Genomic DNA, 22,088 nt, shown 5'->3' with positions numbered 1-22,088 from the left:
CAACGATCACGGTTTCGCACCGCGACGGGGCGCACGGCCGGGGAGCATTGCCGATGAAGGTTGTCACACCGTCCTTTTTCCGGCATGGGAGCCTTATCTGCGGCCGTTGGTTGGTTTGGAGGGTGGATGGATGGCGCGCCCTTTCGCACCACTGTCTGCCCTGAAGAAATCTTGGGCGGCTAAGATGCGCTCTCCAAGCACGGAGCTTTTCTGAAGATGATGATGTCGGCCCCGGTGGGGAACAAGTGTCCCGGTGATGCGATGCACCTGACTGTCGACGACTATGAAAGCTTCGTCCTGAACGGCCAACGGGGTGATCGGTCTATACAGACGGTTGGAAAATCCGGCTTCCTTGTCTGCGGCCCCTATCGCGCCTGCAAAGCCGGCGTCTACACCGTGGCTGTCCTTGGCGAGGTGGAGAATAGCGGCGCGAGCGCAATTGTTGACGTGGTTTGCAATTCCGGGCTGCATGAGTTTGTGAAAACCGACATAACGGCACAGGCTGGACCCGGCCTCATAACGATTTTCTCTCTGAATATACCCCAAGACGTCAGTGACCTCGAGATCCGCCTGACGGTTGCGGACGATACGCGACTGAAGTTCCAAGGCGTCCGGATCCACGGCCGGGACGTTGATCGGGACTATGCTATTCTGAACAAGAGCTATGCCAATGATGCTCATTGGTCCGTTATATTGTTTGGATCCTACCTCTCTTACGTAAAACCTGAAGTCCCCTTCTATCTGGTTATCCCAAGGCGGGATGAAGCGCTATTCGATAGGTTGTTTGATAGCGCTTCTGTTACGGGGTTCATCGAAAGACTGCCGATAATCCTGTATGAAGATTGGGTGTTGGAGAAGACTGGTAATGTCCCACCGGCTTATTTCGACGGTTGGCATGTACAGCAGGTTGTTAAACTGGCCTTTTCCAAGCTCGGCTTGTCAAGGCATTACCTGACGTGCGATTCAGCCCAGTTCTTTACGCAACCATTCGACTTCGGAACAGCCTTATTTCGTGACGGCGTTTTGTGCACCACGGCCCGCCCTCTAGATCGACAGGAAATAAATCAGCACTTCATTGATACGGGCGAACAATGTTGGCTGAGAGGCAATCTCGTTTCGGCCGGCGTGGCATTTGATGCCATTGACGAACATTTCAGTGCGCGTCTTAACCCACTTAAATATCATTATATCGGGTGTAACGGCATATTTGATTCAGATATTTGCCTCTCTCTCGAATCGCGCGCGGCAGATTTCGGCTACACCAACCTTTGTGGTTTGATCGCGGTGAGCCCCTATGAATTTGCCTGGTACGGTGCGTTTGTGACCTATTGTCATCCAGAGCTGTTCAAGCCGATCGAACCCTGCATACTACGGCCGATCATCGAACCCGACCAATTGTTGGATGGCGCAGCGCCGACCGGCGAGGACGGGTATTTCGGCTATCTTTTTCAGAAGCCCGCCTGCGACACCTTGCAGCCAATGCAGACATATTTGGCTTGCCTCGCAGCCTGAACAGATCGATGGGCGCGGCCAGGGCAGTAATTGATCGACGAAACCAGGCTAGTGGATTGATCGGAACGGACGAGTCTTATTGGGGATTCCCGACGCTGATGCGGCGTGCGACACTGCGGAATGCGTACTGGTATCAGCATTTCCGTCACGGCCTCGGACAGGGCTCGGCTTGAGGCTATCGCTGCGGCGCGGAGCTCGCCGCAGAAGCACGCTTGGCGAGCGCGGATCATTCTCCTGACCGATCAGGGTCTCGGAACCAATGCGATCATGGCGGCCACCGCCAAGTCCAAGACTTGCGTGTGGCGCTGGCAGGAACGCTTCATGGCCGAGGGGGTCGAGGGCTTGCTGCGCGACAAGACCCGGCCACCGGGCATCGCGCCGCTCGACGCCGTGCTGGTCGACAAGGTCGTGGCGTTGACGCTGGAGCCGCCTGCTCACGAAGCGACGCACTGGACGGTTCGCGCGATGGCCAAGGCAGTTGGCATCGCCGCGTCCTCGGTCGTGAAGATCTGGCACGACCACGGCCTTGCTCCCCACCGCTGGCGCAGCTTCAAGCTGTCCAATGACAAAGCCTTTGCCAAAAAGCTTCACGACGTCGTCGGGCTTTATGTCTCGCCGCCGGCTCACGCCATCGTGCTGTCGGTTGACGAAAAGAGCCAAATCCAGGCACTCGATCGCACGCAGCCGGGGCTGCCGCTGAAGCGTGGCCGCGGGGCGACCATGACGCACGATTACAAGCGCAACGGCACCACCACCCTGTTCGCCGCGCTCAATATCCTCGACGGCTCGGTGATCGGCCGCAACATGCAGCGCCACCGGCATCAGGAGTTCATCCGGTTCCTCAACGCCGTCGAAGCCGAACTGCCGGCCGACAAGGCCGTCCACGTCATCCTCGACAATTATGCGACCCACAAGCAGCCCAAGGTCCGCGCCTGGCTGGCCAGACGTCCGCGCTGGACCTTCCACTTCGTGCCGACCTCGTGCTCATGGCTCAATGCCGTCGAAGGCTTCTTCGCCAAGCTGACCAGGAGGCGCCTGAAAAACGGCGTCTTCCACTCCGTCGTCGACCTACAGGCTGCCATCAACCGCTTTATCACCGAGCATAACCAAGAACCGCGCCCGTTCGTCTGGAAGGCTCATCCCGACAATATCATCGCTGCCGTTCGGCGCGGGCACCAAACGTTGGAATCAATCCACTAGAGCAGATTCCGATCCGATTGCATCGGCTCGACTGCTCTAAGTTTTTGTCTTGTCGCGTTTTCCGAGTCAGCAGATGATTCCATCTGCTTGGAAAACGCTCTAGGTCCGGCGATTGCTACAGAGTCAGGTCCGGTCGCCGCCACCCTCAAGAATGCCGGACGGTGCTCTTCACGCCAAAGTAGGGCCTCCTATCCTACCCAAAAAGTAACACTTCCTCCGGGCCGAGCGTCGGCGCCCTGCAGATGGCAAGATCGCATCAGTGCGCCGCCTGATTATGCATGTGCACATCGATGGCCTCATCGATCGTATCGAAAAAGAGCAACTGGCCATTGTTCAGAACGGCGCCACGTTCGCAATATGAGCGCAGCGTATTGGGGTCGTGACTGATCATCAGCAACGTTCCGTTAGCGCGGCGATAATGAAGGGCTTCCTCACATCGTTGGCGAAAACGATCATCGCCAGCGGCTGTGACCTCATCGACGAGATAGCAATCAAATTCGATCGCTAGGGATACTCCAAACGCCAATCGCGCCAGCATACCTGCTGAGTAACTGTAAATCGGTTGATAAAAATACGGACCCAACTGAGCAAAATCTTCGACATAATCCAGTAACTGCCGTATATCCCTGTTATAAATTCTCGCGATGAAACGTGCGTTGTCTGCCCCGGTCAGACTTGATTGAAAGCAACTGGAATATCCTATGGGCCAGGAGCAGGTTACGGTTCGCGTGATCTTTCCAGAGGTTGGCGCCTCTACGCCCGAAATCAGACGCATGAGCGTCGATTTCCCGGCCCCGTTCGCTCCACATATTCCAACACTGGAACCGGTTGGAATTTCGAAGTTCAGGCCGCTCAGAACATCCTTCCGGAACTTCCGGATATGGTAGCTTTTCGAGACATTTTCAAAAGATATCATTTACGCAACCAGACATCTAACTTTGCTAAATACATTGCCGGATAATGCCACCGAACAATTATGGTTGTCTTCGCTGACTATCATCGACGCTATACATCCATTCTAATGTATCATCTAACGACATCGGTTGCCAATCGGGCAGAATTTGACGAAGTGTTGCGGCGCTTCCGCCAAGGACCTCTACATCACCTTTTCGTACGAAAGCAGGATTGACCTGCACATCGATATGATGGCCACTCAGCACTGTGAGCCGCTCCAATATATCGCCGATCGAAAATACTGATCCGGTTGAGATATTAACGACCGATGGGACGACAGCCGCCTGCACAAGGCCAGTATAGGCGTCCGCAACCGTCCGCACATCGCCAAAATCACGGCGCACCCAAGTATTGCCCAGTTCTATCACGTCAGCTCGACGTCGGAAATGATCGACGATTTTGGGGATTAGATACTTAGTATCTTGCCCTACCCCCGTATAATTAAAGGGTCGGGTCGCAACGATTTCAAGCCTGTCGCGCCAAAGTTCAGCGCCACGTTCCATCGCCCATTTGCTCAGAGCGTAATGATTTGTCGGATTTGTCGGAGCGTCTTCTAAGATCAGGCCTTCGGCATGTGGGCCATAGACCTGCGCGCTCGATGCGATAATGCACCGCGCACCGGGCCTTTTCCGCGCCACGGCATCAAGCAGGTTCAGCGTTCCAAGCTGGTTGATCGAATAGAAAGACTGCCAATCAGCCGCTTCCACAAAGGCGTGGCCTGCAAGATGGATAACCCTGTCAAAGTCTGTCGCGTTGACAACTTTATCAACAGCATCCTTGTTGCGCAGATCGACCCGTAACGCGACCGGCGTCAATCCTGCCTTTTCCAAGGCAGAGGTGACGAAACGACCGGTAAACCCAGTCGCCCCGGTCAGCGCCACCCGCATCAGAACGACCAGCCCGTAGCGTTACGTCGCATATCGGCTTCCACCATCAGACGGGCGAGCTCTTCAAGCTGTACCTTCGGTTTCCAGCCCAGGTTGCGCTCCGCCTTGCCTGGGTCGCCGATCAGCAGATCGACTTCTGCAGGCCGATAAAAGGCAGGGTTTATGCGAACGCGGGTCTTTCCGCTTTGCGGATCCACACCGATTTCGTTCTCTTCTTTGCCCGACCATTCGAGCGAAATGCCTGCTTGGGCGAATGCCAGCTCAACGAAATGGCGGACCGTTTCTGTCCGATTTGTGGCAAGTACATACGTATCCGGCACGTCATGCTGCAGCATTAGCCGCATACCTTCAACATAATCCTTTGCATAACCCCAGTCGCGTTTGGCATCGAGATTGCCAAGCTCCAGGACCTCTGCCTTGCCCTGGGCGATCTTTGCAACTGTGTCGGTGATCTTGCGTGTCACGAACTCACGGCCGCGCAGTGGAGACTCGTGATTGAACAGGATGCCACTGGTGCCAAAGATACCGAAGCTTTCCCGATAGTTGACTGTCAGCCAATGGGCATAGAGCTTTGCGACACCATATGGGCTGCGTGGGTAGAAAGGGGTATCCTCTCGTTGCGGGATGGCTTGGACCTTGCCGAACATCTCGGATGTGGAGGCTTGGTAAAAGCGTATGTCCTTGTTGACGGTACGGATCGCCTCGAGCAGATAGGCGGCTCCCAAACCTGTGATCTGGCCGGTGGTGATAGGCTGATCGAATGAGACCCCGACGAAGCTCTGCGCAGCAAGGTTATAGACTTCGGTCGCTTCAGACGTTTCGATGAGCCTGATGGCCGACCCCATGTCGGTGAGATCATATTCGACCAGCTTAAGCTGGGGATGATTGGAAATCCCAAGTTCGTCAATCCGCCAGAAATTGACTGAACTGGTCCGGCGATATGTGCCATAGACCGTATACCCGCGGTCGAGCAGATTCTCCGCCAAATATGCGCCATCTTGGCCGCTGATTCCGGTAACGATGGCACTCTTTGACATATTTTGTTCCCTTAACGATGTTGGCACATCCCAATAGTGGCATTGTGGCGTGATGGCCAGAGGGCAAAGCATTCATTTCTGACCACGGTCCAACATATCTATTTTAAATAATTTTATAGAAATTCGGTTTCGTGGTTCACAGCAAAAAGATATCGTAGCATCAGTGTTGGCACGAATTGGTTCGACATTGTAATGATGTCGCGCGTCTAAGAAGTTCGCAGGAAAGTATGGATTCGGCCTGTCTTACTAGGCGATACCATACAGCTATTAGCTATTTAATAGCTGTATGGTATTTGGAGTTTAGAAACGGATACTCAAGCCAGAAGAGGCTCTTTGACCGGTGCTTTCGGCGCCAAATTCGCTGATGCCGCTGAAAAAAGACGGCTGCAGCTGACGAAACCTGCAGGTTCGCACCTGCTCTAACCGTGGTGAGCGTCCTGCTTCGGCTTACGCCCGCTACAGTCAGGGTATCGGTGACGCCGGCATAGGCGGCGGTCGCAGAGCGGCGTGTGCCGGTCAGTTGATGCAGGACATCAGTAGAGAGCCACGGGCTGATGCTAGCCTTGGCCACGCCGTGCAGTTCGAGCGATCCCCGCAGGAAGCTGGCCTTAGTCCGCCGTCCCTCGACATCCAATGCCCAGACCACATCGCCCGTCTCGCTCGCGCTCCCGCGGCGCGAGGAGATATGGGTGAAGCCGACCTCGGGTTCGAGGCCCCTGCCGTCGGCTAGACTGAAGGGATGACCCAGCGATATGTCTGCCGTCCAGCTATGCAGGCGGTAATGGCTGCTGAGCTTGCTGCCGCTCAACAGGCTGCGATCAGTATCCACCTTGCTGGCGTCAGGGCTGAGCGAGGCGGCAATGTGGAAGCCCGCCCGCGCTGCCTGCGCGATCGCACCGGCCATCATGCCGTCGGCCTCGGTCCTGGCCGTAAGCGCACCGATCTGCTGACGGGTGTCGATATAGCGGACGAATGCGCCGAGCGAACCCGCCTGTCATACGCAGGTTTTGGTGACGAAAGAATGTGGAGTTGGTTTCCCTGCGCCACGTCTCTCTCGGGCATGGGCCGTTCTGCTTCAGTTTAGCTGGTTGATGGATTCACGCATGTGGTCGACGCTGACACTGGAATAGCGCTGGACCATGCGCAGCGACTTCCAGCCGCCCATGTTCATGATGGTGATGAGGTCGATGCCCGCCATGACGCAGTGCGATGCCCAGTGGTGGCGCCAGTCATGCACGGTGAAATCCTCTACCCCTGCGCGCTTGCACGCGGTGGCGTGCTGGTTCTTGATCGGATTGCCGCCGGGAATCTTCGCCAAGCGGGTGTCAGAATAGGGTTTACCGAACCGGTTGAGGAAAACATGCCCCGTTGTCGGCTGGCCCTGCTTCTCCCAGATCGGGCGCAGCACGTCCATGACACGTGGATGCATCGGCACGGATCGGATGATCGCATTCTTGGTGTGATTGAGCCGGATAGAGCCCTCCTTCATATCGACGCCGTTCACGCCCCACGGCAACTGCAATGCGGTCTGGATGCGTGGGCCATGGAAGGCGAGCAGGGTGATGATCGGCTGTATGTGCGGTGAGTAGGCCGCGATCAACCGGTCGCGGTCTTCCTTGCTGAGAAAGCGCACCCGTTCATTGTCGAACGGGATCGCCTTGATGCGCAGGGGCGGAAGGTCGTGCAGGTCGTGATGGACGTTGATCGCGGCCTGGAACACGGCGCGATAGCGATCCTGACCCGCCGGGTCATGGCCGGTCAGATAGGCGCGGCGAAAATGCTCCCAGGCTTGCTTGGGTTCGCGCAGGCTGAAGTCTCCGATCAGGCCATTGAGCTTGCCGATGCGCAGGACATCGGACGGGCAGGGGGGCTTCGCCTTCGTCAGGTAGCTTTCAAACGCGTCGGCTATTTTGCCTTGCGCCACGATCGCGGCCGGACCGAACATCAGCCGGTGCCGCAGCTTCGTCTCATGTTCCGCCATCAGGTGCGCCGCAGCATCGCGGTCACTCGTTCCTGAACTGAACTCCTTGACGATGATCCGTTTGTTGCCGAGCGCGATTGTTCCTCGAATATGGTAAACCCGGTTCTTCCCACGGGGACGGAAGGAGAGCATGTGATCTTCTCCAGCAGCAGCTGATATTGTGACTCTGTCGCGCGCGTCTTTCCGCACGCATGGATGTAGGGCACGCCATGTTTCACGAAGGTCCGGCGCATCCATTTTGCGGGATCGGTGCTGTGCATGTTCAGCCGCGACAGGATGTCACGCGGGGTTAGGAGAGTTGCCGTCGGCGTTTCGCCAGCCGCCGGTGCCCCATGCAGCGTTGTCGCATCGGCTTGGCCGGGTGGCTTGGTTAGGCGACGTCTTGTCGACATGGAGAAGCCCCTTTAGCTGCCGTCGCCCGTATCGTTCCACCGAGGGCTTGCTGGCGCGCTGCGCCTTTGAGTGTGCGGCGCGGCGTCGGGCAGTATATGCACAGGGCGATCAGCTCGAGCATGCCGGGGTTTGGAAGCTCCGTGTTCTTGAATGGTGGAAGTTCGGGCATCATTTGCAAGCTCCTCGGCCACTGGGCAAAGAGCTTGGCGCCTGTCGCAGGTTGAAACAGGCATCGACCAGGACTTCCGACCGCGCCCGACCCGAACTTGTCGCCAGATGCTCAAGCCGCCTGCTCATCTCCTCGGGCAGGCGCCGGGTCTTGTAGTTCTTCATCGGGCGTTGGCCTGTTCATGACGATGTCCAGTGGCCGCGGGCCAGCCCCACGTCGGGGATGCAGAAGCGATCCGCTGCCATGAATGACTATCGCTTTTCGCCGGCCTGCAAGGGAATGGTCCAGATCGGCCCGGATCGGCCCGGATCGGACTTATATGCGCCGATAGTGGAACCGCTGCCCCGGCCGATGCTCGACGTGGACGACCGGTCTGTCCTCGCACATGAACTTAGGGCATGTCAGAGGTGCCTCTCTCAACCAAGGGCGATGCGGAGAGGGTGGAACAAAGCTGATTTCGATCTTTCTCTAACCTGTTGCGCCGACTTGACATTACGATAATGTGTCGTGGCGTTTTCGTTGGAAGGCGCCGAGGTTTGAGCCCCTCGCTTGGGAAGGATAGACTCGTCGCGGAAGCGGCCGGGTGGTCGATGTTATGTCCAAGCCATTTATGGCCAAAGGCATCGACACGCGTTCTCAAGCGCGGCTCAACGCCCGGTCTTATCCGGCGCAACCTCGTCTTGTGCGAGGGAGCGGCGGATGGGATCGCAAGCCAGAACAAATAGCAGGAGCAGGCTATGATACGGCCCGCTTCGGAAATGGCGCGCCTGCCGCTGGATGAGGGTGATCCCCTGCCGCCTGAGCATGATCGCGCGGCTTTCTCGCCGGACCCGCTGGCAAGCCTGTATCGGGAAGAGCGGCCCTCGCTGCTGCGTTTCCTCTCGCGATGGACGGGGCATGACAAGGCGGAAGATGTCATCCAGCAGGTTTTCAGCCGCATGGCTGGAAGTTCGGACCATGATGGTCGAGCGATCCGGGCACCCGGAGCCTATCTCCGCCAGGCGGCGCGCAATGTGCTGCGTGATGAGGCCAGGGTAGCAGAGCGCTGCTGTGCGCATCATCATGTTCCGATCGAGGATCTGGCGCTTTCGGGTGGCGATCCCGTCGCCGCGCTGGAGGCGCGCGACCGGCTCGTCCGAATCGAGGAGGCCGTGCTGCGATTGAAGCCGTTGACCCGCGAGATATTTCTGGCTTGCCGTCTTGATGGCTATAGCTATGCCGAGATTGCCGAACGGACCGGATTGAGCGTGCGAGGGGTCGAGAAGCAGATGAGCAGGGCGATCAGGCAGCTTGGACGGCATTTGCGGGCGCATGACTGAGCCCGGCGGGGCAGAGATTCCCCAATCCATCCATGAAGCCGCCGAAAAATGGCTGGCGCGGCGTGCCGGACAATCCGATCCGGCATTGGAGCGCGATTTTGCGCTCTGGATCGATGCGGATCCCCGGCATCGCATCGCGTATGACCTGATTAAGCGCAATTGGCAGCTCGGCACGCTGCTCCAGGAACGGCATGTCGGCCGGAACCGCTCGCTCCCGCGCGCGCCATTCTGGATGCGGCAGAAGACGCATATCGCGGCTACCGGACTTGGCGCCGCCGTTCTGCTGGGGGTGGCGTCGGTCAGCTTCCTGCGGTTCGGCGGCCCCTTGGGCATTTCCACGGCGGCTGAGGCCGCCGTCTATGAAACGGCAGTGGGCGAGATCCGGACGATCAGCCTTGCGGACGGATCAACCGTCATCCTCGACACGGCCTCGCGGCTTCGCGTGCAATTGTCCGGCAGCGAACGGCGGCTCGACCTCGACCGGGGGCGGGCGCGTTTCGAGGTCGCTGGGGATGAGAGGCGCGTCTTCCGTGTGCGGGTCCCGGGTGGCGAAATTGTCGCCCATGGCACGATGTTCGACGTCAGCCTGATCGGTGCGCATCCCTTGGTTACCGTTATCGATGGGTCAGTGGAATTGCACCGATCCGATGCCAGTGCAGAGACAAGGGCGTTTGGACCGGGACAGAGCGTCGCGCTTGATGGGCATAGGACCGGGCAGGCCGTATCGGCGGTGGAGGCGCGATGGGTATCGGGCATGCTGGCGCTCGATGCCACGCCCCTTGCCGAGGCGGTGGCAGCGATCAACCGCTACAACAGGATACAGATCCGGCTGGCCGAGCCCTTTGCCATGCCGCTGCGCGTGACGGGTGCATTTAGGGTTCGCGATCCAGAAGGGTTCGCGCGCGCTGTCGCGGCCAGTTTCCATCTCAAGGTGGAGCGGCCCGACCGCGCCACGCTCCTGCTGATGGCGCCGCCCAAGCGGGCGGGATCGAATATGTAAAAAAATCTGTCGGGTGTTTTAGCAAGCCGGCGTCTTCCCACTGTCCCGCCCACTGGCGGCAAGGGGGAGAAGGCCAAATGTCTCCATTTTCATTATCCGCTCTATATCTGTCCGGCAGTATCGTCGCCGCTGCGCTCGCGGTCAGCGCCCCGGCGGCGCTTGCCCAGCATTCTTCCAGCATCGCAATGGTGTTGCCCGCTCAGCCGCTTGGTGCGTCGATTCGTGAACTGGCCCTGCGCTCCGGGCAGACAATCCTTGTTGATGCGGACCTTGTCGAGGGAGTGAATGGCCCAGCCCTGCAGGGCGCGTTCACGGTGGAGGCAGCCCTGGATCGACAGCTTGCCGGAACCGGTCTTGTCTGGACGCGGATCGAGGGCACTATCATTATCCGGAAAGGACGCGGGTCCGGGCAGGACGGGGAAAGCGGCGAGGGCGCAAGCCTCCTGGTCACGGGCAGCCGCATCCGCGGCGCGCCGATCCCCTCGCCCGTGATGGTTCTCGATAACAGGGCCATCAGGGATAGCGGCCTTGCCGATCTTGGCGATGTCGCGCGCAGCCTGCCACAAAGCTTTGGCGGTGGGCAGAATCCGGGCGTCGGCTTCAACGTGCCGTCCAGCACGGGCGGCAATGTCGGCGGCGGGTCCTCGGTCAATCTGCGCGGCCTGGGAAGCGACGCGACGCTCACCGTGTTGAACGGTCGCCGTGTGCCCTATGACTCGGCCCGGCAGGGCGTCGACATTTCCGCTATTCCGCTTGCAGCGGTCGATCGGATTGAGGTGGTGGCGGACGGCGCCTCGGCCATTTACGGATCGGACGCGGTCGGCGGCGTCGTCAACGTGATCCTGAGGCGCGACTATGATGGCGTTGAAACCCGGACTCGCATCGGCGGATCGCCCGATGGCGGGAATTTCCAGCAGCAATATGGCGTGTTGGCGGGTAGCCGCTGGAACGGCGGCGGCGGTTTCCTGACCTATGAATATGGCCGGAACACTGCGCTCATGACGAACCAGCGCAAATATGGCCGGATCAGGCCGGACCTGACCCTGCTGCCGGCCAGTCGTCGCCATGCGGTGGCGGGAAGCATCCATCAGGACATCAGTGACAATCTGACCATCGAACTGGACGGCCTTTACAACCAGCGGACCGGTGAATTTTCCTATCCCACGAGCGGAGCCGCCAATCTGTCGGTCAGCCGGATCACCCAGAGCTTTGACAGCTATACGCTGGCCTTTTCGGGAGCGGCGCGGCTCTCGTTGGGGCAGTGGCAGCTCAGCCTGTCGGGTAGTTTCGGCAAGGGGCGCACTTATTTTCAGGGTGATACCTTCATAAACGATCGGTTTTTGAGCCGGGCCTTTGGGCGCTATAATAACCGGACGATCACCGGCGAGATCGCGGGTGACGGCCCCTTGTTCGCCTTGCCAGGCGGGGACGCCAAGCTGGCCATAGGGGCCGGTATCCGGGCGAATGACTTCGCAATCTTCAGGGGCGTGGGCAATATCAACAACGCCAGGCCGTCGCAGGACAGCGTCTATGCCTTTGGCGAGGCCAGCTTCCCGCTCATTGGGCCCGGGCAGGCCTTGCCGCTGATGCGCAGCCTCAGTCTCAGCGCCGCGCTTCGCTATGAGCGCTATCGCGGCCTTGCCGATGTCGTGACACCCAAATTCGGCATGATCTACGCGCCGGCTGATTTCCTCGACATCAAGGCGAGCTGGGGCCGATCCTTCCGGGCGCCAAGCTTCATCCAGCTTTATTCGATCGAACAGGCGATCCTATATCCAATCACGACATTCGGGGGGAAGGGCTATCCCGCCGGGACCACCGCATTGCTGATCGCCGGGGGCAATAGCGACCTCAAGCCGGAAAAGGCGCGCAGCTGGTCGGCCACCATGGCGCTGCGTCCGCCCGCCCTTCCGGGCGCGTCCTTCGAGCTCAGCTATTTCCAAACCCGCTATGTCGACCGCATCGTGAACCCGATCCCGACGTCAGCGCTGGCGCTCGTCAATCCGATCTACGCCAGGCAGATCACCTACGCGCCGACGCCCGAGCAGCTTGCAGCGGCGATCGCCCATGCGAGCCAGTTTCTCAACGGGGCGGGCGTGCCCTATGATCCGGCAAAGGTCGCCGCGATCATTAATCGCGCCAATATCAATGCCGGGCGTCAGACTATCAGGGGCATCGATGCCCAGCTTGCCTACAGGACCGGCCTTTCCGATGGGAACATCGAGATGTCGGCCAATCTCACCTATCTCGACAGCGAGCAGCAGCTTCTGGCGGACGGTCCGGTCGAGCAACTGGCGGGACGATTGTTCAACCCGCCGCACTGGCGCGGCAGGGGCATGATCGGCTGGAGCAAGGGCGGCTTCCGCACCGCGGCCACGCTCAGCACGATCGGCGGCGTCAAGGATGTGCGCTCCACCCCGGCTCTGCACATTGACGGCATGACGACGATCGATATCAGCGCCCGTTACCGCTTTGGCGAGGAAGGGGGGCTGCTGCGCGGCGTCGAGCTTGGCCTTTCGGTCCAGAATATTCTCAATGCCTTGCCTTCGGTCGTCGCGACCAGCCTCTATTATGACACGCCCTATGACTCGACCAACTATTCAGCGGTCGGCCGCTTCATCGCGCTCGAACTGGTCAAGAAATGGTGAGCGTCATGGACAGGAGATCGATCGCGCTGCTGGCCGCGGGCGTTGGACTTCTCGCCTTGCCTTCCACGGCGACGGCGGATTGCAGCGACCTGCTGCCGGTCCCTGCGCCCATGATGAAGCGACGCGCCATCACGGCGCAGGACCTGCTCGGCGTGCGCGACATCGGGCGGGGCGATGGCGCCCTTCTTGGCAACAAGAGCCCGCTCGGACTTTCCCCGGACGGCAGACAGCTCGCCTTCATCCTGATCCGGGCGGAGGCATCGACCAACAGCTATTGCATCGGCCTTGCGGTGATGGATGTGAAGCCATCCGCGAAGCCGCGGCTTCTCGATCAGGGCGGAGAGTTTATTGGCGGGACCGGCGATTATCGCGGGGTCATCCTGCCGACGGGATTTCCGATCCTGCTCGCGCCGTCCTGGTCGCCCGATGGCCGGTGGATCGCCTTCCTGCGGCGGGACAATGGTGTCACCCAACTCTGGACAGTGCGTGCCGATGGCGGTCCCGCCCGGGCCGTCACCCATTCTCCCGTCGATGTGGAGCAATTTGCCTGGGGGCCTGATGGCAGGTCGCTCATCTATGCGATCCGGACCGGACAGATGGCGGAGCGGACCGCATTGGTGCGCGAGGCCGTGACCGGCTTTCGTTATGATGATCGCTATGTGCCGATGATGGGCGACAAGCCCATGCCGCTCGCCACGACAGCCCTGTCCCTGTTTCGCGTCGATCCGGGCGGGGGAGAGGCCCGGCCCGGCGAAGAAGGTGACCGGGCGCTGCTGGGCCCCGATCCGATCGGCTATGCAATCCTTCCGCTTTCGGCGAGGGCCGATGATGGGCGCTTTATCCAGACGGAGCATGTCACCGCCAATCCGGCCAGCCCATGGGCGCTGGCCATGTCCTCTGCGGCTGGCGTGAAAATCCCCTGCCCGGGTGGGGCCTGTAGCGGCAAGTTTGCCGGGCTTTGGTGGATGTCCCATGATGGCCCCTTGCTCTTCCTGCGCCGTGAGGGCTGGAATGACCGGTCGACGGCGCTCTATCGCTGGCGGCCTGGCTCCGGCCCGCCACGGAGAATATTCGTCACAAGCGATGTCATCAGCGGCTGTGATCTCGCAGGCAGGGATCTTGTCTGCTTGCGTCAGGGCGCGAGCGTGCCGCCACGGATCGTGCGGATCGATCCGGGCGATGGGCATATGGATCTGCTCTACGATCCCAATCCCGAATATCGATCCATCCGGTTCGGCAGGGTCGAGCGGCTGGAATGGCGGAACGACCGAGGCCTGGAAGTCGCCGGTGACCTCGTCCTGCCTCCCGATTATGATGGACAAGAGAGGCTGCCCATGATCGTGACGACCTATCGCAGCAACGGATTTCTGCGGGGCGCGACCGGCAATGAATATCCGATCCATCTGTTCGCGGCAAAAGGCTTTGCGGTTCTCAGCCTGGACCGCCCGCCCCATGTCGGGGCGATCAACCCGCTCAACAAGGACTGGCAGAAGTTGCTGGCCGAGAATGACCGGGATTGGGGGGAGAGGCGCAGCATGCAATCTTCGGTCATGACCGGGGTGCAGCGCGTCATCGACATGGGAATTGCCGATCCGGATCGCATCGGCATCACCGGTTTGAGCGATGGATCGAGCACGGTCGGCTTTGCCCTCATCAACAGCCGCCGCTTTGCCGCAGCCGCGATTAGCACCTGCTGTCTTGAACCCTGGACCGTGAACGCCACCATCGGCCCGGCCTTTGCCCGGAAGATGCGGTCGCAGGGTTTCCCGCCCGCCACATCCGACGATCGGGACTATTGGGAGCCCGGTTCGATGATCCGCAATGCCGCGTCGATCGATACGCCATTGCTCATGCAACTGGCCGATCGGGAATATCTGACGGCGATCGACGTCTTCGCTGCCTTGCGCGAACAGGGCAAGCCGGTCGACATGTATGTCTTTCCCGATGAATTTCATAATAAATGGCAGCCGCGACACCGGCTGGCGATCTACGAACGCAATGTCGACTGGTTCCTCTACTGGCTTCAGGGCAAGAAAGATCCCGATCCGCGCAAGGCGGAGCAATATGCGATCTGGGACAGGCTGCGCCTAAAACAGCCCTTTCCTCCCTAATCCTGGGCCTGCCCCGCCACCCATGCCTCGACGTCAGCGAGATGCATGATGCGGTGATAGGCCGTGCCCTGGACGTAACCCTCGCCGTCCAGGGCATGTTCGAGCAGGGAAAGGTCAAGCAGTCCGGCTCGGCGCAGATGTCCGTCGAGCAGCATGGCGCGGATGACGGAGCGGTTCGCGGTGAAGATTTCCGCGATATAGCTGTCGGGCGTGCCCTTCGTCCTGCGGTCGACGACGGCTGCTGGCAAGCTGTCGCGAAAGGCATCCCGTGCCACGACCCGGTTCTGGCCTTGTCTGAACCACCACCAGCTCGGTATCCGCAGGCATGCTTCCACGACCGGCTGCGAAGCCAAAGGCGTCATATGGCGCACCGGGCTCCGGATATCATTGCCTTCCGCCCAGCCCTGGGCGGCGGTGATGAGCGCGATATGGGCGGCCGTCCCGGTTTCACCGCCGCGGGGCGGCTCCAGCCAGGGGTGGCGTGGTACAAGAGCTGTGTCGCCCATGACCTGCGGGGACAGAAATTGGGTCATAGGCCGCCAGCGATAGGCCGGCGACCGGCGGAACGCGCGTGACACTGCCCGGCCAAGCACCGTAATCGTGCTCACATCGGCCATGGCCGCGATCGACTTGGCGGTAGACCAGCCTTCACCCAGGCTTCGTCCGCGCAGGAAAGCGTCGGTCGCCGGCGCGATGGACCGCAAGGAAAAGAAGACATTGTCCCCACCGCCGCCATCGATGGTGAGATCGGCTCCGCTTGCCCCGACCGCCTCATGGAGCAGGCGGGAGGTGCCCTGCATGAAGCTGCGGGCGAGGGGATTGGGTTGATCCTGGGTATGGGAACGGCTGACGTCGACCATGCCAGCATCCCATTGCGCTTCGATGTTCGGCGCGCCCAGATGGGATGCGACCATCCGGGCATAATGGCGTTCATCGCCGATCGCGCCGCGGCTGGCGAGATTGAAACAGGTAAAGGGGCAGCCATGAGTGCCGAGCGCGGCGGCCAGCACGGAGGAGTCTATCCCGCCCGACAGCATGAGCAGGGCACGCTTGGCCCCCATGATGCTGGCGCGGGTCGCGGTCGATACCGCGCGCCGGATCATGCGCGCGGCCTCGTCCCGGTCGTCGATCCAATGGTGCCTGCCAGCCCGGTCCCATGGGTTCCATGTCTGCGTGACGCTCAGCCCTTCTGGGGTGAGATCGAGACGGGAGCCGCCCCGCAGTTCCTTCACGCCTATGAGGCAGGTGGAGGGCGAGGGGATGTCCCTGAGCGCGAGGCGGCGCAATATGGCGGACCATTCGACCCCACGGGATTTCCATCCGCCAAGCGACAGCAGGGCCATGTCGGAAGCGAGAATAAGCTGATCGCCCTGCACCGCATGGAAGCAGGGCAGGCGCCCGAAGGCCGAACGCAGAACATGAAAGCCTGCAGCGCGATCGCGCAGGATCGCGACGAAATTACCCCAATAGTCCTGGCTGAAGCGATGGAGATCTGACGGATCGCCGCTGGACGCGACATCCGAGGGCGGGGTCGCCGGATCGCTCTTGCCGGTCGCGAAAATGGGGCCGATGACCATGCCGATATCATCGCCCAGATGCCGGACTTGTCCGCCGCCGCTTGCGACCAGCATATCGTCCCGGTCGATCATGACCGACAGCGCCTCGGCGCGAGAAATCGCGCTCCGGATCGGCGGCGCGATAGGACTGCGTTCCGGTTTCGGCGCGAATATGGCGACAAATCTCTCCATCAGATGATCCTGATCGGGCAGAAGGGACGGACCTGATCGGGATCATCGGCGACGACCATGCCGTCGACCTCGACCCAGCTATGGGCCTGGAAGGGGTTGAGCTTGACGCCCAGGACGAGATCCGGTCGGATGCCGAGCGCGATCAGCCATGACGCGAGCGACAGCGCGGTGGGGAGGCACTGGTCACGGGCAGAGACAATCATGGCGGCCCGGCGATAGGCCTGATCAATATGGGCAAGCCGGTCGGTCGGGGCCGTCCGTGGGGTCACGCCAAGCTTTCGCCGTTCGATCGAGCGGATGTTCCGCGAGAAGGGCAATTGTCTCAGTCTCGCGCGCCACCAGAACCGGCGGGTCAGGGCGCTTGCGAGATAGGCTGGTGACAGGCGCGGCTTCGCAATGGGCAGCCTGGCCTCGGATGCATGCGAGCGCGGGCAGGGGGCGGGCCTGATACCGACCGGCGACCGGATGATGATGCCCGCTTCCAGCAAGGCGTCGCACTGCCGGGCATCGATGTGGTTAGCGTCGATGAGGGATCTGAACGCTTGGTCCAGCGCTGGCCGCAGGCCGAAATAGCGATCGGCATGGAGGTCGAGGAAAATGACCTGTCCCTCGGTCCGGCAGAAGCTCAGACCATCGCGCAGTGTATAGCCGCTCATTCTGTGTCTCGAACGGACGAGGCGCGCAGCCGCGAAGCTGCGCGCCATCGCTTCAGTCGTCGGAAAGGCCGAAATTATTTTCACCAAGCCCGACATCGCCGGTGATGCCGCCGGGCCCCTTGGTTTCCACGCTGACCGCGCCGAGTTCGATCACGTCATTGTCACGTTCCATGATATTCACTCCTTGGCTTTGCTGCGACTAGTTGCAGCACCATGGAGCGTAGGAAGCGGACGGCCCTATCCGAAATTTATACGGATCCGATATCGCGAACATATGGAATGATCGGGAGGAATGGATATTGCTCTTCGGCAAGTTGCAGGCGGAATGTCCCGCCTGTTAATCATCTCGATAGATGCCGCGAAGCAGTTTTGCCGCGGCGCGCTGGCGGCGCAGATGATAGGTCGATGAGGTCCTGCGCAGCAGCCCGATGTCACCGGCGCGCGCGCTGTGCGCCAGCGCCTGCAATTCTTCCCCAGTGTCGCCCAGAATGTCTTCTTCGCCGATACGCGCGACATGAAGGCGGGCGTTGGTGCGTTCCATCGCTTCGCCATGTTCGCGATTGCTGGAGGCGCTCGCGATTCGGTGAAGGAGGTGCGCGGCCCGGTCTGCGCCCGATGCGAAATCCGGGTCGAGTTCGATCGCTCGCAGCAGCGAAAGGCGGGCGCTACGCAGGGCGAGCTGGACGATGTCGCCCGACCAGGCGTAGAGATCCTTGAGGCCCGGCTCGTCGATCAGCGGCACAAGGAAGCCCCCGCCGCTTCGCGCTTCGACAAGGCCCTCGCCCGCCAGATGGTTGAGCGCCTCCCGGATCGGTGTCGTGCTCGATGCCAGGATTGCGGAAAGCTCCGCAGGATCGAGACGGGATCCGGGACGATAGCCCCGTTCCATGATGAGGCGCCTGAGACTCTGCTGAACCCGCTCGGAGGTTGGACCGGCGTTCATCCTGATTCAGCTTTGCCGCGCCGCAAAGGCCGCCACCATGTCCTGCTGGTCCGGCCGCAGCGCATCGATCGCGGCCAGCGGGCGATCAGGCGCGCCAGTCAGCAGGACCGAGGGACACTGTCCCTCGAAATTGCCGAGATTGGGGCGGTGCTGGCGATAGCCGGCGAGCTCGGCCAGTTCAGGAGAAAACCGGCGTGCGACTGCGGGCGGATAGGCAAGCCAAGGATTTTCATAGGGTTTGAGCCATCCCAGACTATAGCCCGTGACGATCGCGCGCCGCACCGCAGCGGTCCGGTTCGCGCCGGCACCGTGCAGGGTTGATCCCAGCAGGATGAGGGCAGAGCCGGGCTCCATCCCGACAGCGATCGGATCTGTGACTGGACCGGGCAGGAGCGCCTGGGCGCCGTGGCTGCGCGGCCAGACCAGCGTCGCGCCATTATCGGCGGTGAAGGGCGTCAATGGCCAGATGATATTGACCAGATATTCGATCTCTCCCTTGGGCGCTTGCCACATATCCTGGTCGCGATGGGGTGCCTGCGCCGGCGCGCCGGGGTGGATGGCGATGGCCTGCCCGACATTGAGCTGGATGCAGTCGCACCAGGGGCTAAGAATCTGCCGGGCGATCCGGGTGATGAGCGGATGCCGCACCAGGGCTTCTGCATGGGGCGACCGCGTCAGCAGCCGTCCGAAGCGCTTGGTCGTCTCGCCATAAAATGGTCCCTGGCAGAAGGGAGTCTCCGCAAAAGAGGGCGAGAGATCTGCGTCCAGCGCGGCGATGACGCCTTCGGGCAAGGCGTGCGGTAGGACGGACCAGCCCTGGTCGAACAATTGCTCGATCAGGCGCGACGCACTGGTGGGAAGGGGTTCGGTCATGATCGCGTCTCCCGTCTCACGCTGCCATCGGTGCCTGATCATAGATCCCGGCCTCAGCGAGCCGGTCGAGCGTGTCCGCGCCCATCTCTATCTCCAACGCGACGAGCAGCGAGCCCTCATGCCATTGCGGCGCGCCCAATGGCCGGCATTGCCAGCCAAAGGCCAGGATCTGCTGGAACCAGTTCATCTCGGCGATGGCGACATAGCGGCTGATGCGGTTCTCCAGCGCATGCTCCGCGATCGCGGTCACAAGGCGGTTGCGGACCACCCGCCGTTCGGCCGCCCGCAGGTTCCGGTCGAGGCAGAAGCGGGTGATCTCGAAAATGTCCCCGCCGCGCGGCGGTGGCGCGTCGCATAATCTGGCGTAGAAGCTGTCGAGAATATGGGGGCGCTGGGTCGGCAGCAGCCTCGCCGAGGCGAGATGGGTGCCGTCGGGTTCGGACAGGATGATGTAGCGCGCATGTTCATCGTCAAACTGGTCGACCTCGAACCGGCCGTCGAGAACCGGAATCTGCCATTTGAGGAGATCGACGAAGACGGATTTGCGGGCCGCGAACATGGCGCGCAACACGGTGTCCGGCAGCGGCCGGAACGGTTCTTTCACAATATGCAACATGGATAAGCTCCCTTGGTCATGGGCGATCAAGGGTCGGTTCGGAGGCTGAGTCGCCGCTATTCCCAGAAATGGGGATGGCTCCAGCCGCCAATGTCGCTGATCGTCAGGGTTCCGTCACCCAGCGTCCGGCCGACGAGCAATATCCGCTTGTTGACCTGGTAGCGTGCACAGGCTTCCTTGATATGGCTCGTCACGGTTTCCCTGCTGATGTCCAATATCTGGCTGGTCTCCCAGTCGCTCTTGCCTCGCGCCGCCCACTGCACGCAGTCGCGCTGCCGATCGGTGATGAGCGGCGCGGTCATGGCCTGTCGGGGCATCGACCAGAGTCGCCGAGCGGCATCGAACGCATAATTGCCAAGCAGTTGCGCCAGGAGGAGCCTGTCCTCGCGCAGGGGACGATCGCCCGCATTGGCGAAGGTGCAGGACCCTGGGGGCTGCCCACCGATATTGGAGGGAATGGTAAAACCGTCGCCGATCCCCGCCTGCCTTCCGCGTGCGAGATGCCTGTGGTCGCCGCTCGTCAAGGGAATGAGGGCGGGCATCTGTGTCCAGCGAAACCCCCAGCTGGTCATATGGCAGGCCCTGTGGACGGGATCGGTGATGCCCAGCGCGTTCGCGGCATAGAAATCCGCCCAACGGTCGGGATAATTGTGGATGTGGATCACGCCGCTGCCCGCCGCGACCACATCGACATGCTGGGTCAGGGCAAAATATTGAAAGCCCAGCTGCTCTGCAATCACGCGCATGACGGACCCCATGTCATCGCGCGTCCGAACCTGGTTGATGCATTGGAGGAAATGCATCGCTTCCTGATGCATGCTCATGCGCACGCGTCCCGGCCGCAGGCGGCATCTCAAGCTGCCGCGCGTCCTGCAGTCGGCCTTTCCTCATTGTTGTGGCCGAAAGGCGGGGCCTCATGCCGCCGACCGGCAGGTTTTGTCATGAACCTGACATATCATGGTTTTTTCTGTCCGGGGACATATTTGCTGCCGTGCAGCAAAGATCGCCGACTTCGATCATTCAAAGCGGCCAAAGCGCGGCCGGTCCGCCCGGAAAGCGAGCGGTGAGACGGAGCGCTGCGGGTCCTGCCGCCGAAAATTGGCAGGATCCGGCATGCTATGCCGGGCTGCGCGGAATCGATCGCGCGGGACTGATGTGGGAATGGCTGCGCCGCGATCCGGACTATGTCGCCTGGCATGCGCAGGCGAGCCGCATTACCAGAGGTGCCGTGGACCCGTCGCCATGGGGGCTTCACTTTCGCTGAACATCCCGACCTCCCGGCACCGGAGGCTCGGATCATCTGGCGTGCGGATATCGATCCTGCGACCCTGCCTGTCGTCATCGCCAACCATTCTGCGCCGGTGGAGGAAAGAATCGAGCTTGGGCAGCTGCTGCCGTGGCTGCGGATCGCGACCGATACCATGGGCCGGGAACATGCCGTGCTAAGCGATGGGCTTCGGCATCTGAGAATCGACATCATGGCAGGCAGCCTGACCCACACCCGGGGCGCTGTGTTGCTGCATTATGAGATATGGGGCTCGCAAGGGGCGGCCCGGCGCCTGAGAACGCTCGAGCGCTTTCTTGATCTGGTCAGGACTGGCCGGTTTCGCGCGCCGCTCTATCCCGCTGATCCCGTGATCGGGCGGGGATTGGCGCTGCTGCGCGTCCATGATGCGCGCGCGTCGGGGGCCAGCCACCGCGAAATCGGCAAAGCCTTGTTCGGGGCACTGGCGGTGGAAGCGGGCTGGGAAGGCCGGACCGACCATGTGCGCCAGCGCGTGCGGCGCATGGTGAAATCCGCCCGCGCCATGGCGCAGGGCGGCTATCGGCTGCTGATGCGACCGAAATAGGAGAGCAGAGGATCGGCAGGGCAGCCTTGCCGCCGACTGGCTGCTGGAGAAGCATCGCGCTGCCCGGTAGGGCGTGGGTGGAGAGGGCGAGGCTGATCCCGCCATTGCCGCCACGCCCATGGATGGGAGGGCGGCATGATCCTCCTTTCCTATGAATTGCGCGCCCGCTTGATGATGCCGATGCAATCGTC

19 protein-coding genes and 1 pseudogene are annotated in these 22,088 nt (G+C 61.2%); 8 read left to right on the top strand and 12 right to left on the bottom strand.

Features of this window, described 5'->3' with window-relative positions:
• Nucleotides 1–216: 216 nt before the first annotated feature.
• Together H5V43_RS11370 and H5V43_RS11365 are read left to right on the top strand one after the other, a co-directional pair.
• Nucleotides 217–1,512 (top strand): DUF6492 family protein, encoded by a 1,296-nt coding sequence (locus tag H5V43_RS11370; RefSeq protein WP_025551954.1) that lies wholly within the window; start codon nt 217–219, stop codon nt 1,510–1,512.
• A gap of 120 nt (nt 1,513–1,632) precedes the next feature.
• Nucleotides 1,633–2,712: an IS630 family transposase gene (locus H5V43_RS11365; protein ID WP_025552325.1), complete on the top strand. Its 1,080-nt coding sequence runs from the start codon at nt 1,633–1,635 to the stop codon at nt 2,710–2,712.
• Between the two features lie 256 nt (nt 2,713–2,968).
• Here the strand turns inward: H5V43_RS11365 and H5V43_RS11360 are convergent, their stop codons facing one another.
• From H5V43_RS11360 to H5V43_RS11340, 5 genes and pseudogenes are all read right to left on the bottom strand, one after another.
• Nucleotides 2,969–3,628, bottom strand: a complete 660-nt coding sequence (locus tag H5V43_RS11360) for an ABC transporter ATP-binding protein (protein ID WP_037484369.1) — start codon at nt 3,626–3,628, stop codon at nt 2,969–2,971.
• 58 nt (nt 3,629–3,686) lie between these two features.
• Nucleotides 3,687–4,553, bottom strand: a complete 867-nt coding sequence (locus H5V43_RS11355; protein WP_128830895.1) for an NAD-dependent epimerase/dehydratase family protein — start codon at nt 4,551–4,553, stop codon at nt 3,687–3,689.
• Nucleotides 4,553–5,590: a GDP-mannose 4,6-dehydratase gene (gene gmd / locus H5V43_RS11350; protein WP_025552180.1), complete on the bottom strand. Its 1,038-nt coding sequence runs from the start codon at nt 5,588–5,590 to the stop codon at nt 4,553–4,555. Before gmd ends, H5V43_RS11355 begins: the two co-directional genes overlap by 1 nt.
• A 271-nt stretch (nt 5,591–5,861) precedes the next feature.
• Nucleotides 5,862–6,563, bottom strand: a pseudogene (locus H5V43_RS11345) (autotransporter outer membrane beta-barrel domain-containing protein); the annotation flags it as partial.
• Between the two features lie 102 nt (nt 6,564–6,665).
• Nucleotides 6,666–7,808, bottom strand: coding sequence for a tyrosine-type recombinase/integrase (locus tag H5V43_RS11340; protein WP_244968620.1), 1,143 nt, complete (start codon nt 7,806–7,808; stop codon nt 6,666–6,668).
• 1,062 nt (nt 7,809–8,870) lie between these two features.
• Here H5V43_RS11340 and H5V43_RS11335 point away from each other — a divergent pair.
• The 4 genes from H5V43_RS11335 (at nt 8,871) to H5V43_RS11320 (ending at nt 15,211) form a co-directional block, all read left to right on the top strand.
• On the top strand, nt 8,871–9,452 hold the full coding sequence (locus H5V43_RS11335; RefSeq protein ID WP_025552226.1) for an RNA polymerase sigma factor: 582 nt from the start codon (nt 8,871–8,873) through the stop codon (nt 9,450–9,452).
• A complete protein-coding gene (locus H5V43_RS11330; RefSeq protein ID WP_025552224.1) occupies nt 9,445–10,452 on the top strand; it encodes a FecR family protein in 1,008 nt (335 codons plus the stop codon). Before H5V43_RS11335 ends, H5V43_RS11330 begins: the two co-directional genes overlap by 8 nt.
• Nucleotides 10,453–10,529: 77 nt before the next feature.
• Nucleotides 10,530–13,100 (top strand): TonB-dependent receptor, encoded by a 2,571-nt coding sequence (locus H5V43_RS11325; RefSeq protein ID WP_193666663.1) that lies wholly within the window; start codon nt 10,530–10,532, stop codon nt 13,098–13,100.
• Nucleotides 13,094–15,211, top strand: a complete 2,118-nt coding sequence (locus H5V43_RS11320; protein WP_025549575.1) for an Atxe2 family lasso peptide isopeptidase — start codon at nt 13,094–13,096, stop codon at nt 15,209–15,211. Before H5V43_RS11325 ends, H5V43_RS11320 begins: the two co-directional genes overlap by 7 nt.
• Here the strand turns inward: H5V43_RS11320 and H5V43_RS11315 are convergent.
• The 7 genes from H5V43_RS11315 to H5V43_RS11285 form a co-directional block, all read right to left on the bottom strand.
• A complete protein-coding gene (locus H5V43_RS11315; protein ID WP_193666662.1) occupies nt 15,208–16,959 on the bottom strand; it encodes an asparagine synthase-related protein in 1,752 nt (583 codons plus the stop codon). The genes H5V43_RS11320 and H5V43_RS11315 overlap by 4 nt on opposite strands.
• Entirely contained in the window at nt 16,959–17,615 is a 657-nt protein-coding gene (locus H5V43_RS11310) for a lasso peptide biosynthesis B2 protein (protein WP_025549571.1), read from the bottom strand. The genes H5V43_RS11315 and H5V43_RS11310 overlap by 1 nt, the downstream gene beginning before the upstream one ends.
• 52 nt (nt 17,616–17,667) lie before the next feature.
• Nucleotides 17,668–17,787, bottom strand: coding sequence for a benenodin family lasso peptide (locus H5V43_RS11305; RefSeq protein ID WP_126516753.1), 120 nt, complete (start codon nt 17,785–17,787; stop codon nt 17,668–17,670).
• A 165-nt stretch (nt 17,788–17,952) separates the two neighbouring features.
• Nucleotides 17,953–18,558 (bottom strand): GntR family transcriptional regulator, encoded by a 606-nt coding sequence (locus H5V43_RS11300; protein ID WP_128830769.1) that lies wholly within the window; start codon nt 18,556–18,558, stop codon nt 17,953–17,955.
• A 6-nt stretch (nt 18,559–18,564) separates the two neighbouring features.
• Nucleotides 18,565–19,431 (bottom strand): phytanoyl-CoA dioxygenase family protein, encoded by an 867-nt coding sequence (locus tag H5V43_RS11295; protein ID WP_244968619.1) that lies wholly within the window; start codon nt 19,429–19,431, stop codon nt 18,565–18,567.
• A gap of 16 nt (nt 19,432–19,447) precedes the next feature.
• Nucleotides 19,448–20,047: an acyl-homoserine-lactone synthase gene (locus tag H5V43_RS11290; protein ID WP_013041121.1), complete on the bottom strand. Its 600-nt coding sequence runs from the start codon at nt 20,045–20,047 to the stop codon at nt 19,448–19,450.
• Between the two features lie 56 nt (nt 20,048–20,103).
• Entirely contained in the window at nt 20,104–20,871 is a 768-nt protein-coding gene (locus H5V43_RS11285; RefSeq protein WP_025549569.1) for a LuxR family transcriptional regulator, read from the bottom strand.
• Between the two features lie 92 nt (nt 20,872–20,963).
• On the opposite strand from H5V43_RS11285, the gene H5V43_RS23915 reads away from it, so the two are divergent.
• Nucleotides 20,964–21,311 (top strand): transcriptional regulator domain-containing protein, encoded by a 348-nt coding sequence (locus tag H5V43_RS23915; protein WP_025549568.1) that lies wholly within the window; start codon nt 20,964–20,966, stop codon nt 21,309–21,311.
• The gene (locus tag H5V43_RS11280) at nt 21,271–21,897 is read left to right on the top strand and encodes a DUF2285 domain-containing protein (RefSeq protein WP_025549567.1); all 627 of its coding nucleotides are present in this window, start codon (nt 21,271–21,273) and stop codon (nt 21,895–21,897) included. Before H5V43_RS23915 ends, H5V43_RS11280 begins: the two co-directional genes overlap by 41 nt.
• Nucleotides 21,898–22,088: the final 191 nt, after the last annotated feature.

The organism is Sphingobium fuliginis (assembly GCF_015074805.1).
GTDB classification, from domain to species: Bacteria; Pseudomonadota; Alphaproteobacteria; order Sphingomonadales; family Sphingomonadaceae; genus Sphingobium; species Sphingobium fuliginis.
This window is presented reverse-complemented; position numbering and strand designations above follow the sequence as displayed.